Here is an 11898-nt window from a genome sequence, read left to right as displayed (position 1 = left end):
ATATTCGAGAGATACGCCGACTTGAAAGCTCTTCGCTGAATCCCTGATGTACTGGCCCCTCTCTAGCGGATGCATAATCGACTCGGTGTCTCAGACACCTCGGTCGGCCCCCTTTCCCTCGGGGAGGGGCTGGGGGGAGGGGCTTCTGGCGGTTTACTTCGTAGCCTGCAACGCTTCCAGCTTCGCCATCACCCCCGCCGCTGTCTGCTCACCGAGCAACTGTTCACGCACCTTGCCCTTGTCATCGATGATGAAGGTCACCGGCAGCGCCTCACTGCGCGGCAGGTCGAACAGCTCTGCCGGATCCTGCGCCAGCACGGTGAACTTGATGCCCAGTTTCTCGCTGGCTTCTTTCAGCTCCGCGCCCTGCACATTGTCGAAATTGACCCCGAACACACCGACGTTCCTGCCTTTGAGTTCGTCAGCCAAATGATTCAGTTCAGGAATCTCCGTACGGCACGGGCCACACCATTCGGCCCAGTAGTTAAGCACCACCCATTGTTTGTCCAGACGTTCGGACGCAACCTTCTGGCCGTTCTGGTCGATCCCGTAATCATTGCCGCAGCCCCCCAGCATCAACGCCCCGATAATGGTCAATGCCGCTGCCAATCGCCGTGTCATGTCGTGTTCCTTGTGAAAATTCGAAAGCGCCTGCGACCCATCGCCTCTGACGGTTCTGGATTGCGCGCCGCACAGTTAGAATAGCCGCCACTTTACGCCAGAAGCGACCCGCCATGACCGATCTGACGCTTTATCACAATCCGCGCTGCTCGAAATCCCGCGCCGCGCTGGAACTGCTCGAAGCCCGCGGCTTGCAGCCGACTATCGTGCGCTACCTGGAAACGCCGCTGAACGCCGCGCAAGTCAAGGCCCTGCTCGGCAAGCTCGGGATCAGCGCGCGGCAACTGCTGCGCAGCGGCGAAGAGGAATACAAAACCCTGAACCTGGCGGACGCCAGTCTCAGCGAGCAGCATTTGATCGACGCCATCGCTGCGCACCCGAAACTGATGGAGCGGCCGATTCTCGAAGCCGGCAACAAAGCCGTCATCGGTCGCCCACCGGAGAACGTGTTGGAGTTGTTGCCATGAGCGCGCCGTACATTCTGGTGCTTTATTACAGCCGCAGCGGTTCGACCAACGAGATGGCCCGGCAGATCGCCCGGGGTGTCGAGCAGGCCGGAATGGAAGCGCGTCTGCGCACGGTCCCGGCGATCTCCACCGAATGCGAAGCGGTGGCCGCGGACATTCCCGATGAAGGCGCGCTCTACGCCAGCCTCGACGATCTGAAGAACTGCGCCGGTCTCGCACTGGGCAGTCCGACGCGTTTCGGCAATATGGCCGCGCCGCTCAAATATTTTCTGGACGGCACCAGCAACCTCTGGCTGACCGGCGCGCTGGTCGGCAAACCGGCCGGCGTGTTCACCTCCACCGCCAGCCTGCACGGCGGGCAGGAAACCACGCTGCTGTCGATGATGCTGCCGCTGTTGCACCACGGCATGTTGATCACCGGCCTGCCCTACAGCGAATCGGCCCTGCTCGAAACCGAAGGTGGCGGCACGCCCTACGGGGCCAGCCATCACGCCGGTGCCGACGGCAAGAACGGTCTCGATCAGCACGAAGTGGCGCTGTGCCGCGCACTCGGTCTGCGTCTGGCGAAAACCGCGCAGAAACTGGTGGGCTGATGGCGAAGAAGCCGAAAGTCCTGCCCTCGGTGGCGTGGCTTGAGCCACGGGTCAAGGCAATGCGCGTGCTCAGCCTGCTGAGCTTTTTCGCCCTCGCCGGATTGCTCGCCGCTTATTACCTGCTGTTCGCCGACCTGCACGGCGCACGGCCGTGGGTGATTCTGCTGGTCGAGCTGATCCCGTGGCTGGTGCTCGCCCCGGCGATGATCATGGGCAGCGGCCGTGGACATTCGTGGATGTGTTTTGTAGTGAACCTGTATTTCATCAAAGGCGCACTGGCCGCATACGATCCCAACCGGCACGTGTTCGGTCTGCTGGAAATGGCCGCGAGCCTGGCAGTGTTCTGTTCGGCGCTGCTGTATGTGCGCTGGCGCTATCAGTTGAATCGCAAATTGGCTGGCGAAGGCGAAGTCTCCGTCGCCTGACAAATAGCTATCGCGAGCAGGCTCACTCCTACAGGGGATTTGTGTACGCCACAGATCCCCTGTAGGAGTGAGCCTGCTCGCGATAGGAACGACCCCGTCTTAATGGTTCACGGTGTAGGCGAGCATCATCGAGATCTGGCTCATCGGCCGTCCGCCACTCTGTTCGTGCCACTGGTTGAACGCGTTCTGCACCGTTGCCAGATCACGCTGGCTGGTCGGCACTTTGTCGACGATCTTCTGCGCGTTCAACGCTGCGACCACGTCGTAGCTCGGCACGAATGTGTCCTTGCCGACCATGCGCAAAAACCGCGGCGCCGACAGCCCGCCGAGTTGGTGGCCGTGCTTTTTCAGGTACGTCCACAGACCAACGATGTCGGTCACCGGCCAGTCGGCGATCAGCGCGCCGAAGCTGCCCTTGTCCTTTTCCACATCGAGGATGAACTGCGCATTGCGCGGCACGCTTTTCAGCTTGCCCAGATGGCGGATGATCCGCGCGTCCTGCATCAGGCGCTCGAGGTGTTCGGCGCTCATCAGCACGACTTTTTCCGGATCGAACTTGAAGAACACTTCTTCGAAGGCCGGCCACTTGGCGTCGACCAGGCTGTGCTTGAGCCCGGCGCGAAACACCCGCAGGGCCATGGTCGAGAGGTAGCGGTCGTCGCGGATCTTGCGCAATTGTGCGGGGGTCTTGGGAACGGGCAGATGGGCTTCCAGTTCAGCCGCCGAACCAAAACGGTTCAGACAGTATTCGTGCAGCCACTTGTAATCGCGCATGCCCTCTCCTATTGAATGAAACGAACAGATCCCTGTGGGAGCGAGCCTGCTCGCGAAGGGGTTGGATCAGTCAACACTTGGGCTGAATGACACACCGCTTTCGCGAGCAGGCTCGCTCCCACATCTGGATCGGGTTTACAGATTGACGACATTGACGAAACGCGAAGCCGCGGTCTCGTCGATCTTCAGGCTGGTGAAGTCGAACAGGTTACGGTCGGCCAGTTGCGACGGCACCACGTTCTGCAGGCTGCGGAAAATCGATTCGGTGCGGCCCGGGGTCTTGCGGTCCCAGTCCTGAAGCATTTCCTTGACCACCTGGCGCTGCAGGTTCTCCTGCGAGCCGCAAAGGTTGCACGGAATGATCGGGAATTGCTTGAAGTCCGAGTAGGCCTGGATGTCTTTCTCGTTGCAGTACGCCAGCGGCCGAATCACCACGTTGCGGCCATCGTCAGCGCGCAGTTTCGGCGGCATCGCTTTCAGGGTGCCGTTGAAGAACATGTTGAGGAAAAACGTCTCGACGATGTCGTCGCGGTGATGACCGAGGGCCATCTTCGTCGCGCCGATTTCGTCAGCAAAGGTGTACAGCGTGCCGCGACGCAGGCGCGAGCACAGCGAGCAGGTGGTCTTGCCTTCCGGCACCAGTTCCTTGACCACCGAGTAGGTGTCCTTCTCGACGATGTGGTACTCGATGCCCAGCTCTTTCAGGTAGGCCGGCAGCACGTGCTCGGGAAAGCCCGGCTGTTTCTGGTCCATGTTCACCGCGACGATGTCGAATTTGATCGGTGCAACCTTCTGCAGGTGCATCAGCACGTCGAGCATGGTGTAGCTGTCCTTGCCCCCGGACAGGCAGACCATGACCTTGTCGCCGTCTTCGATCATGTTGAAATCGGCGACCGCCTCGCCGGCCAGGCGGCGCAGGCGCTTTTGCAGTTTGTTCTGGTTGACCGTAAGAGTGCCCATGACGCGAAATCCGTGAGGTGTGACGAAAGGCCGGCATTTTACGCAAAAAACCCGGCGCGGGCGAAGGGCCGCAGTCGAATTGACTCACCTCTACGGTGGCGAGGGAGCTTGCTCCCGCTGGGGTGCGAAGCGCCCCCAAACCTGCAACGGAATTTTTCCTGACACGGCGAGCCGGGAGGGTTTGCGACTGCTGCGCAGCCGGGCGGGAGCAAGCTCCCTCACCACCGAACCATTCGGTTCCTTCAAGATTCTGGCGCGATTAAGCCCTTTGTTTACAGCGCGATTTGCTCTAAGCCCGGCATACCGGTGCGCTGGAGTCCTTTCTATACTGCGACATAAGGTCGCACACGTCTTTAGACCTGTATTTGCTCGGCCACCTTGGCCCGTAGGCGCTCCGTTGGGGGGCGATGGCAATGACAAGAGGAGTGAATGGCATGATCCATCACGTAGTGGGACTGTTTACCCACCCCGATCAGGAATGGAAGGAGATCCGTGGCGACCAAGAGGAAAGCATCAGCCACATGTACTTGACCCACACGCTGATTCTGGCGGCGATCCCCGCTGTCTCGGCGTTCATCGGCACGACCCAGGTCGGCTGGGTGATCGGCAACCGCGCGCCGGTGATGCTGACGTTCGAAAGTGCCTTGTGGATGACCATCATGTCGTACCTGGCGATGCTCGGCGGGGTCGCGGTGATGGGCGCCTTCGTGCACTGGATGGCGCGTACCTATGACGCCAATCCAAGCCTGGCCCGTTGCGTGGCGTTTGCCACTTACACGGCGACACCGTTGTTCGTCGGCGGCCTGGCGGCGCTGTACCCGCACATGTGGCTGGGGATGATCGTCGGCACGGCGGCCATCTGCTACACGGTATACCTGCTGTACGTCGGCCTGCCGACCTTCATGAACATTCCTTCGGATGAAGGTTTTCTGTTTTCCAGTTCGGTGCTCGCGGTCGGGCTGGTGGTGCTGGTCGCGATCATGGCGTTTACCGTGATCATCTGGGGGCTGGGTGTCGGGCCCGTCTATACCAACTGACTCGTTTCCTCCCTGAGAAAAACAACCTCTGCCAATACAGGCCGCCGCAAGGCGGCCTTCTCGTTGGGCGACGACCATTCGGCAGGTCGGCGATTCGCAAGTCGCCGGGGTTGCGGCATACTCGGCTTCTCTGGAGATCCATCAAGCATGCCCGAGCAACTCAATACCCGCGTCGAAGATTGTTACCAACTCGCTGAATCCTTTTTCAAACGTTCCTTCAAACGCCCCGTCGTCAGTCTCAAGCTGCGCGGGCAGAAAGCCGGTGTCGCGCATCTGCACGAGAACCTGCTGCGCTTCAACCCGCAGTTGTACCGGGAAAACACCGAACACTTCCTCAAGCAGACCGTGGCCCACGAAGTCGCGCACCTGATCGCTCATCAACTGTTCGGCGACCGCATCCAGCCCCATGGCGAGGAGTGGCAATTGATCATGCGCGGCGTATACGAACTGCCGCCCGACCGCTGCCACACCTACGAGATCAAGCGGCGCAGCGTGACCCGCTATATCTACAAATGTCCGTGCCCCGAGAGTGACTTCCCGTTTACCGCCCAGCGCCATGGCCTGGTACGGCAAGGGCGGCGGTACTTGTGCCGGCGCTGCCGCAGTACCCTGGTATTCAGTGGTGAGATGCGGGTGGAATAGTTGGTTTCTGTGTTGCTTTGACTGGCCCCATCGCGAGCAGGCTCACTCCTACATTTGGAACGCGTTTCACCTGTAGGAGTGAGCCTGCTCGCGATAGGGCCATCACAGGCACTAAAGGATTACTTTGGCGGAACGCAGCTCAGCGATCTTCGAAGCACTCAACCCCAACTCCTCCAACACCTGATCCGTATGCTGCCCCAATCCCGCGCCGACATGCCTTGGCGCCGGTAACGCTTCAGAGAATTTCAACGGACAGGCGATCTGCGCCTGCGTCGTGCCATCGCCGCGCGGCACCTGGGTCACCAGCTCCCGCGCCTGCAATTGCGGATGGCGCAGCGCCTCGCCCAGATTCAACACCGGCTCGACACAGGCATCGACTCCGGCGAACAGCTCACACAGTTCAGCAAAATCATGTCGCTCGAATTCGATCCGCAATGCCTCTTTCAGCTCCTGTTGCTGCTCTGCCCTGGGGGACAATCCCTGCGCCGCCAGTTCCGGTCGGCCCAGCGCCGTGCACAGTTGCTGCATGAACGCCGGCTCGAGACTGCCCACTGACATCCAGCGCCCATCCCGCGTGCGGTAATAATCGTAGAAACTGCCGCCGTTGAGCATCTGATCTTCCCAGCCCGGCTCCGCGCCACAGGCCAGATATCCCGCACCTGCCATGGCATTCAGGCTGAACGCGCAATCGGTCATGCTCACATCCAGATGCGTGCCTTGCCCGCTCTGCTGGCGAGCGATCACCGCCGCCAGCAAGCCGATCACCCCGTGCAACGAGCCGCCGGCCACGTCCGCCACCTGCATGCCCAGCGGCAAGGGCCCGCTGTCGGCGCGGCCGGAGTAACTGGCCAGCCCGGCCAGCGCCAGATAGTTGATGTCATGCCCCGCACGCTCTTTGTACGGCCCGGTCTGGCCGTAACCGCTGATCGACACGAAAATCAGCCGCGGGTTGATCGCCTTCAACGCCTCATAGCCCAGGCCCAGGCGCTCCATCACCCCGGGGCGGAATTGCTCGAGAACGATGTCGTACTCACCCAGCAGTTGCTTGATGATCTCCAGCGCCGCGGGCTGTTTCAGATCCAGCGCCAGACTGCGCTTGTTGCGGTTCAGGTAGGCGTGGCTGGCCGATACCCCGCCATCATGCGGCGGCAGCACCCGCAGCAGATCCATACGGGTCGGCGATTCGATGCGCAGCACCTCGGCGCCCATGTCCGCCAGCAGCAGCGAGGCGAACGGCCCCGGCAGCAAGGTCGAGAAATCGAGAATCTTCAGTGAGGCCAGCGGTGCGGACATGGGCGAACTCCTTGGGCGATGCACTCAGCCTAGGCAGCCATCGTCGATGCGGCAATCACCGCAAATGTCAGCAGGTGTGACCGTTGTGCTCAAATCCCGGGCAAGAAAAAACCCGCCGAAGCGGGTTTTTCCGTGCAAGCGATGCTTACTTCACATTGCTCGGGGTTGGGCCTTCAGCCACACCCAGGTCGTCTTCTTCACGCTCGTCGGAGATACCGCGACCGCCGGAAGCCAGCTCGGCCTGCAGTTGATCGGTATCCAGCTCCTTGACCCACTTGGCCACGACGATGGTCGCTACCGCGTTACCGACCAGGTTGGTCAGCGCGCGGGCTTCGGACATGAAGCGGTCGATGCCGAGGATCAGCGCCAGACCGGCCACCGGCAGGTGACCTACCGCCGACAGGGTTGCGGCCAGCACGATGAAGCCCGAACCGGTTACACCCGCCGCACCTTTGGAGGACAGCAGCAGTACCAGCAGCAGGGTGATCTGGTGGGTGATGTCCATGTGCGTGTCGGTCGCCTGGGCGATGAACACGGCGGCCATGGTCAGGTAGATCGAAGTACCGTCGAGGTTGAACGAATAACCGGTCGGGATCACCAGACCCACCACCGATTTCTTCGCGCCCAGACGCTCCATCTTGATCAGCATGCGTGGCAGTGCCGATTCCGACGAGGACGTACCCAGTACGATCAGCAGCTCTTCACGGATGTAGCGCACCAGTTTGAACACGCTGAAACCGTGAGCCCGGCAGATCGCACCCAGAACCAGCACGACGAACAGCACGCAGGTGATGTAGAAGCAGATCATCAGCTGACCCAGCTGCACCAGCGAGCCGACCCCGTAGGCACCGATGGTGAACGCCATGGCGCCCAGCGCACCGAGTGGCGCCAGTTTCATGATCATGTTGATGATGTTGAACATCACGTGGGCGAAGCGATCGATCATGTCCAGCAGCGGACGACCGTACGAACCCAGGCGATGCAGGGCGTAACCGAAGATCACCGAGAACATCAGCACTTGCAGGATGTCACCGGTGGCAAACGCGCCGACGATGGTGTTCGGGATCACATTGAGGAGGAAGCCGACAATGCTCTGGTCTTTACTGGCCGTCACGTAGGTGGCGATTTTCGAGGCGTCGAGGGTGGTGACGTCGATGTGCATGCCGGCGCCCGGTTGCACAACGTTGACCACGACCAGACCGATCAGCAGGGCAATGGTGGAAACGATTTCGAAGTACAGCAGCGCGTAGCCGCCGGTCTTGCCTACCGACTTCATGTTCTGCATGCCGGCGATGCCGCTGACGACAGTACAGAAGATGATCGGGGCGATGACCATTTTGATCAGCTTGATGAAGCCGTCACCCAGTGGCTTGAGGGCCACGCCGGTCTGCGGGTAGAAGTGACCGAGCAGGATGCCGATGGCGATGGCAACGATCACCTGGAAATACAGGGATTTGTACAGTGGCTGACGAGTCGTCATTGCAGGTTTCCTCAAGCGTCCAGCGGCAACATCCATCTGTCGAGCGCCGAACCTTAATTGCGAACCCTCCTGCACTGGAGGGATTTGTTGTTGGAACGGCATCCTCCCGAGCGGGAGAAATGCACGCTTCTGTCGCTTGTATCGCAAACGTCGTGCCAGATTGGTGCGATTGGCAGCAAGCCTTTTGATATCAGGCATTGCAGGATCTGTCCGGACCGCGTTGACTACTTCAGCGTGGCGGATTTCCGCCAACTCACCGCCCCTCGTCCTACAATTTGGCGGAAATCCGCCTTGTTGCGTTGCAGGCCCGCCGTTACGATCGGTGCCAGAACAAGGATTGCCGCTTATGCGCGAACGCACCATCGCCAGCCATTTCGCCCGCGCCGCCCTTGGCGGCGCACGCCGTCGCGGTTTCGATTACTCAAACCTGTTGCAGCAACTGGGAATCAGCCCGGAGTTGCTCGACGAGCCCCGCGCACGCATCGCGCCGGAGCAGTTCACCCGCCTGATTCAGGGGTTGTGGCTGGCGCTGGACGATGAATACCTGGGTTTCGGCAACGCACCGAGCAAGCCCGGCAGCTTTGCCATGATGTGCCACGCCTCGATTCACTGCCGCAATCTGGAGAAGGCCCTGCAACGCGGTTTATTGTTTTATAGCCTATTCCCTGATGCCCCGCGCCTGAGCTTGAGCCGCGAAGACGAATGGGTGCGGTTGAGCCTGGATGACGCGCAGTTGTGGGACCCGGACCACTTTCTCAGCGAAAGCCTGCTGGTGATCTGGCACCGCTTCGGCAGTTGGCTGATCGGCCAGCGGATTCGCCTTGAGCAGGCCACCTTCAGTTATCCGCGCCCCGCTCACGGCAGCGAATACGACCTGCTGTTCCCCTGCCCCCTGACCTTCGACGGCGCCCGGAGCAGCCTGCTGTTTCACAGTCGCTACCTGGCCATGCCGCTGTTGCAGGACGAACGCACCCTCAAACATTTTCTCGAACGCTCCCCTGCCGACCTGCTCTCACGCCCGGACGACGGCGACAGCCTGAGCAGCCGCCTGCGCCGCTTGCTCAGCCGTGACGCTGCGCGCTGGCCGGACCTGGAAGCCGTCGCCGCGCATCTGCACATCAGCCCGCAAACCTTGCGCCGGCACTTGCGCGAGGAAGGCACGAGTTTTCAGGAGCTGAAGGATCAACTGCGGCGGGATATCGCCATCTATCATCTGGGCCGGGCGGATTTGTCGTTGCAGCAGATTGCCGAGCAGCTCGGATTTTCCGAACCGTCGGCGTTTCATCGGGCGTTCAAGAAATGGACGGGGCTGACACCGGGGGCTTATCGGGCGCAGGAGTTGTGAAAGATCAAAAGCCCCTCACCCTAACCCTCTCCCAGAGGGAGAGGGGATTGATTGGGGGATGCTGAAGATCTGGACCGGCCTGACAGTTATTCAGTGAATCCATATCCACTGCAAGTTGCTCAGGTCGATAAACTTCTCAAGACACTTAGGTCAGTTCCCTCTCCCACTGGGAGAGGGTTAGGGTGAGGGCCGCTTCATTCACACCGCAGGAAAATGAATCCTGAACGCCGCCCCACCCATCGGCGAATCGCCCAGGGCCAAACGGGCGTTGTAACTCTCGATGATGTCCTTGACCACCGCCAGGCCGATCCCCTGCCCCGGATGCTGGGCGTCCAGGCGTTCGCCGCGCTCGAGAATCCGCGCCCGCTGATCGAGCGGCACGCCTGGCCCATCGTCCTCGACACACAATTCGATCCCGGCCAGTGACTCGCGTACGCTGACACGCACTTCGCCCAGGCACAGGCGATAGGCGTTTTCCAGCAGATTGCCGAGCATTTCCAGCAAGGCGCCCTGTTCGATCGGCACGTAGCAATGTTGAGGCAGATCAAAAGTCACGCGCACATGTTTGTCGCGGTAGACCTTGTCCAGCGTATCGCACAGGCTTTTGAGCACAGGTTGCAGGCGCACCTGATGGCGAACCAGGCCGCTTTTGCGCAGGCTGGCCCGTTGCAGCTGGTAGCTGATCTGCTGGCTCATGCGCTCGATCTGGCTTTGCAGGACCCAGGCCTGATCGCGGTCTTCGGGACGCTGGGCCATGTCTTCGCTGACGCCTTGCAGCACCGCCAACGGGGTTTTCAGGCTGTGGGCGAGGTCGTCGAGGGAGTCGCGGTAGCGGCTGCGCTGCTGGCGTTCGCTGAGCAGCAGGCGGTTGAGCGAGCCGGTCAGGCGCAGCAGTTCGCGCGGGTGTTTTTCCGTCAGGCTTTCGCGGGTGCCGCCTTCGATTTCATCAAGTTCCTGGCTCAATCGCCGCAGAGCCTTGAGGCCCCAGGTCAGGCCGATCCACAGCAATGCCAGCAGTACCAGCAATGCCGCGCCGAAGCCCAGATAGAGATTTTCGCGCAGGCCTTCCAGGGTGGTTTCGTACTCACGGACCGGTTGCAGAGCAACGATGCTGAATGCCGCGCTCTTGCCGCCGAGCAGTTTGACTTCGACGTCGTAGACGAAGAACTCCTGACCGCTGGCTTCACGGATCCGCGCGAACTCGTTGCCGAGGCCGTCGTAACGCGGCTTGTAGTTGATCTGCTCTTCCTGGGTGGCTTTCGAACGCCACACCAACTTGCCGTCGCGGTCGTAGATATAGCCGAGCAAGCGGAAATCGGTGAGGTTGAAGCGCTCGTCCGGCAATTGCGAGGGCATCACCAAATGACCGTTTTCCACCCGCGCCGCGGAGATCAGTGTGGTGACGTCGGAGGCCAGGCGTTGCTCGATCGAATCCTGCAACGCGAGGCTGAACGCGCCCTGCATCGCCGGCAGCAAGGCGAGCATGAACAACACCGCCAACGTGGTGGCGGCAAGCATCAAACGAACGCGGAGGGAACGGATCAAGTGCAGCGCTCATTGAACAGGTAGCCGAGGCCGCGCACGGTGTCGATCGGCTTGAACCCGGCCGGGCCTTCGAGCTTGCGCCGCAGACGGCCGACCAGCACTTCGATGACATTCGGGTCGCGCTCGTCGTCATCCGGGTAGAGCTGCTCCATCAAGCGGTCCTTGGGCACCACTTGCTGATGGTGGCGCATGAGGTATTCGAGGATGCGGTATTCGTAGGCGGTCAGCGCCAGCGGTTGTTCATCGAGGCTGGCCTGTTTGCGATTGAGGTCGAGCAGCAACGGCCCGGCAACGATGGTCGACTGGGTGAAACCGCTGGAGCGGCGCAACAGTGCGTTGAGGCGTGCGTCGAGTTCTTCGAACTGGAAGGGCTTGACCACGTAATCGTCGGCACCGGCGGCAAGGCCCTCGACTTTGTCCTGCCAGTTGCCGCGCGCGGTGAGGATCAGGATCGGGAAGGTCTTGCCGCCCGAGCGCAACTGGCGGATCAGGTCGAGGCCGCCCATGCCCGGCAGGCCGAGATCGATCACCGCCAGATCGAAGTTGTACTGGCCGGTCTGGTACAGCGCCTCCTCGGCATTGGCCACGGACTCGACCACGTGGCCGCTCTCCGTCAGGCGGGTTTGCAGGTGATGACGCAACAGCGCCTCATCTTCGACGACCAACAGTTTCATGCCCTTCTCCCCATCACTTGAACACTCCGACACAACCTGTGG

Annotated in this window: 13 protein-coding genes; 6 read left to right on the top strand and 7 right to left on the bottom strand. The window is 61.1% G+C overall.

Annotated features, from left to right (window positions below):
* Positions 1-153: 153 nt before the first annotated feature.
* Positions 154-621, bottom strand: a complete 468-nt coding sequence (locus tag BLU71_RS01830) for a TlpA disulfide reductase family protein (RefSeq protein ID WP_042607170.1) — start codon at positions 619-621, stop codon at positions 154-156.
* A gap of 113 nt (positions 622-734) precedes the next feature.
* Here BLU71_RS01830 and arsC point away from each other — a divergent pair, with 113 nt between their 5' ends.
* From arsC to BLU71_RS01815, 3 genes are read left to right on the top strand one after another with little or no spacing between them, the layout of a single operon-like run.
* Complete coding sequence (arsC, locus tag BLU71_RS01825; protein WP_042607171.1) at positions 735-1088, top strand: arsenate reductase (glutaredoxin); 354 nt, start codon at positions 735-737, stop codon at positions 1086-1088.
* Positions 1085-1681 (top strand): NAD(P)H:quinone oxidoreductase, encoded by a 597-nt coding sequence (gene wrbA, locus BLU71_RS01820; RefSeq protein WP_042607172.1) that lies wholly within the window; start codon positions 1085-1087, stop codon positions 1679-1681. The genes arsC and wrbA overlap by 4 nt, the downstream gene beginning before the upstream one ends.
* Positions 1681-2106, top strand: a complete 426-nt coding sequence (locus BLU71_RS01815; protein WP_083352183.1) for a DUF2069 domain-containing protein — start codon at positions 1681-1683, stop codon at positions 2104-2106. The genes wrbA and BLU71_RS01815 overlap by 1 nt, the downstream gene beginning before the upstream one ends.
* 99 nt (positions 2107-2205) lie before the next feature.
* Here the strand turns inward: BLU71_RS01815 and BLU71_RS01810 are convergent, their stop codons facing one another.
* Both BLU71_RS01810 and ttcA read right to left on the bottom strand, forming a co-directional pair.
* Positions 2206-2880: a DNA-3-methyladenine glycosylase I gene (locus BLU71_RS01810; RefSeq protein WP_016773632.1), complete on the bottom strand. Its 675-nt coding sequence runs from the start codon at positions 2878-2880 to the stop codon at positions 2206-2208.
* Between the two features lie 135 nt (positions 2881-3015).
* The gene (gene ttcA / locus BLU71_RS01805) at positions 3016-3840 is read right to left on the bottom strand and encodes a tRNA 2-thiocytidine(32) synthetase TtcA (RefSeq protein WP_039757843.1); all 825 of its coding nucleotides are present in this window, start codon (positions 3838-3840) and stop codon (positions 3016-3018) included.
* Positions 3841-4274: 434 nt separating this feature from the next.
* On the opposite strand from ttcA, the gene BLU71_RS01800 reads away from it, so the two are divergent.
* Together BLU71_RS01800 and BLU71_RS01795 are read left to right on the top strand one after the other, a co-directional pair.
* Complete coding sequence (locus BLU71_RS01800) at positions 4275-4877, top strand: Yip1 family protein (protein WP_042607174.1); 603 nt, start codon at positions 4275-4277, stop codon at positions 4875-4877.
* Positions 4878-5024: 147 nt separating this feature from the next.
* On the top strand, positions 5025-5519 hold the full coding sequence (locus BLU71_RS01795; protein ID WP_064364837.1) for a SprT family zinc-dependent metalloprotease: 495 nt from the start codon (positions 5025-5027) through the stop codon (positions 5517-5519).
* A gap of 111 nt (positions 5520-5630) precedes the next feature.
* On the opposite strand, the gene BLU71_RS01790 is transcribed toward BLU71_RS01795, so the two are convergent.
* Both BLU71_RS01790 and BLU71_RS01785 read right to left on the bottom strand, forming a co-directional pair.
* Entirely contained in the window at positions 5631-6812 is a 1182-nt protein-coding gene (locus BLU71_RS01790; protein ID WP_083352182.1) for a CaiB/BaiF CoA transferase family protein, read from the bottom strand.
* 145 nt (positions 6813-6957) lie between these two features.
* The gene (locus BLU71_RS01785) at positions 6958-8292 is read right to left on the bottom strand and encodes a dicarboxylate/amino acid:cation symporter (RefSeq protein WP_042607176.1); all 1335 of its coding nucleotides are present in this window, start codon (positions 8290-8292) and stop codon (positions 6958-6960) included.
* A gap of 346 nt (positions 8293-8638) precedes the next feature.
* Here BLU71_RS01785 and BLU71_RS01780 point away from each other — a divergent pair, with 346 nt between their 5' ends.
* Positions 8639-9637 (top strand): AraC family transcriptional regulator, encoded by a 999-nt coding sequence (locus tag BLU71_RS01780; protein WP_083352181.1) that lies wholly within the window; start codon positions 8639-8641, stop codon positions 9635-9637.
* A 198-nt stretch (positions 9638-9835) separates the two neighbouring features.
* Here the strand turns inward: BLU71_RS01780 and BLU71_RS01775 are convergent, their stop codons facing one another.
* On the bottom strand, positions 9836-11182 hold the full coding sequence (locus BLU71_RS01775) for an ATP-binding protein (protein WP_065616790.1): 1347 nt from the start codon (positions 11180-11182) through the stop codon (positions 9836-9838).
* Positions 11179-11856 (bottom strand): response regulator transcription factor, encoded by a 678-nt coding sequence (locus BLU71_RS01770; RefSeq protein WP_016773623.1) that lies wholly within the window; start codon positions 11854-11856, stop codon positions 11179-11181. The genes BLU71_RS01775 and BLU71_RS01770 overlap by 4 nt, the downstream gene beginning before the upstream one ends.
* Positions 11857-11898: the final 42 nt, after the last annotated feature.

The sequence above is a fragment of the Pseudomonas moraviensis genome (assembly GCF_900105805.1).
In the GTDB taxonomy this organism is placed as follows: domain Bacteria; phylum Pseudomonadota; class Gammaproteobacteria; order Pseudomonadales; family Pseudomonadaceae; genus Aquipseudomonas; species Aquipseudomonas moraviensis_A.
The sequence above is the reverse complement of the archived record's forward strand: the minus strand, read 5'-3'. Positions and strand labels throughout refer to the sequence as shown.

What these genes read in the sequence shown, in the direction of transcription:
- BLU71_RS01830 (WP_042607170.1), bottom strand. Translation starts at nt 621, where the DNA reads ATGACACGGCGATTGGCAGCGGCATTGACCATTATCGGGGCGTTGATG.
- arsC (WP_042607171.1), top strand. Translation starts at nt 735, where the DNA reads ATGACCGATCTGACGCTTTATCACAATCCGCGCTGCTCGAAATCCCGC.
- wrbA (WP_042607172.1), top strand. Translation starts at nt 1,085, where the DNA reads ATGAGCGCGCCGTACATTCTGGTGCTTTATTACAGCCGCAGCGGTTCG.
- BLU71_RS01815 (WP_083352183.1), top strand. Translation starts at nt 1,681, where the DNA reads ATGGCGAAGAAGCCGAAAGTCCTGCCCTCGGTGGCGTGGCTTGAGCCA.
- BLU71_RS01810 (WP_016773632.1), bottom strand. Translation starts at nt 2,880, where the DNA reads ATGCGCGATTACAAGTGGCTGCACGAATACTGTCTGAACCGTTTTGGT.
- ttcA (WP_039757843.1), bottom strand. Translation starts at nt 3,840, where the DNA reads ATGGGCACTCTTACGGTCAACCAGAACAAACTGCAAAAGCGCCTGCGC.
- BLU71_RS01800 (WP_042607174.1), top strand. Translation starts at nt 4,275, where the DNA reads ATGATCCATCACGTAGTGGGACTGTTTACCCACCCCGATCAGGAATGG.
- BLU71_RS01795 (WP_064364837.1), top strand. Translation starts at nt 5,025, where the DNA reads ATGCCCGAGCAACTCAATACCCGCGTCGAAGATTGTTACCAACTCGCT.
- BLU71_RS01790 (WP_083352182.1), bottom strand. Translation starts at nt 6,812, where the DNA reads ATGTCCGCACCGCTGGCCTCACTGAAGATTCTCGATTTCTCGACCTTG.
- BLU71_RS01785 (WP_042607176.1), bottom strand. Translation starts at nt 8,292, where the DNA reads ATGACGACTCGTCAGCCACTGTACAAATCCCTGTATTTCCAGGTGATC.
- BLU71_RS01780 (WP_083352181.1), top strand. Translation starts at nt 8,639, where the DNA reads ATGCGCGAACGCACCATCGCCAGCCATTTCGCCCGCGCCGCCCTTGGC.
- BLU71_RS01770 (WP_016773623.1), bottom strand. Translation starts at nt 11,856, where the DNA reads ATGAAACTGTTGGTCGTCGAAGATGAGGCGCTGTTGCGTCATCACCTG.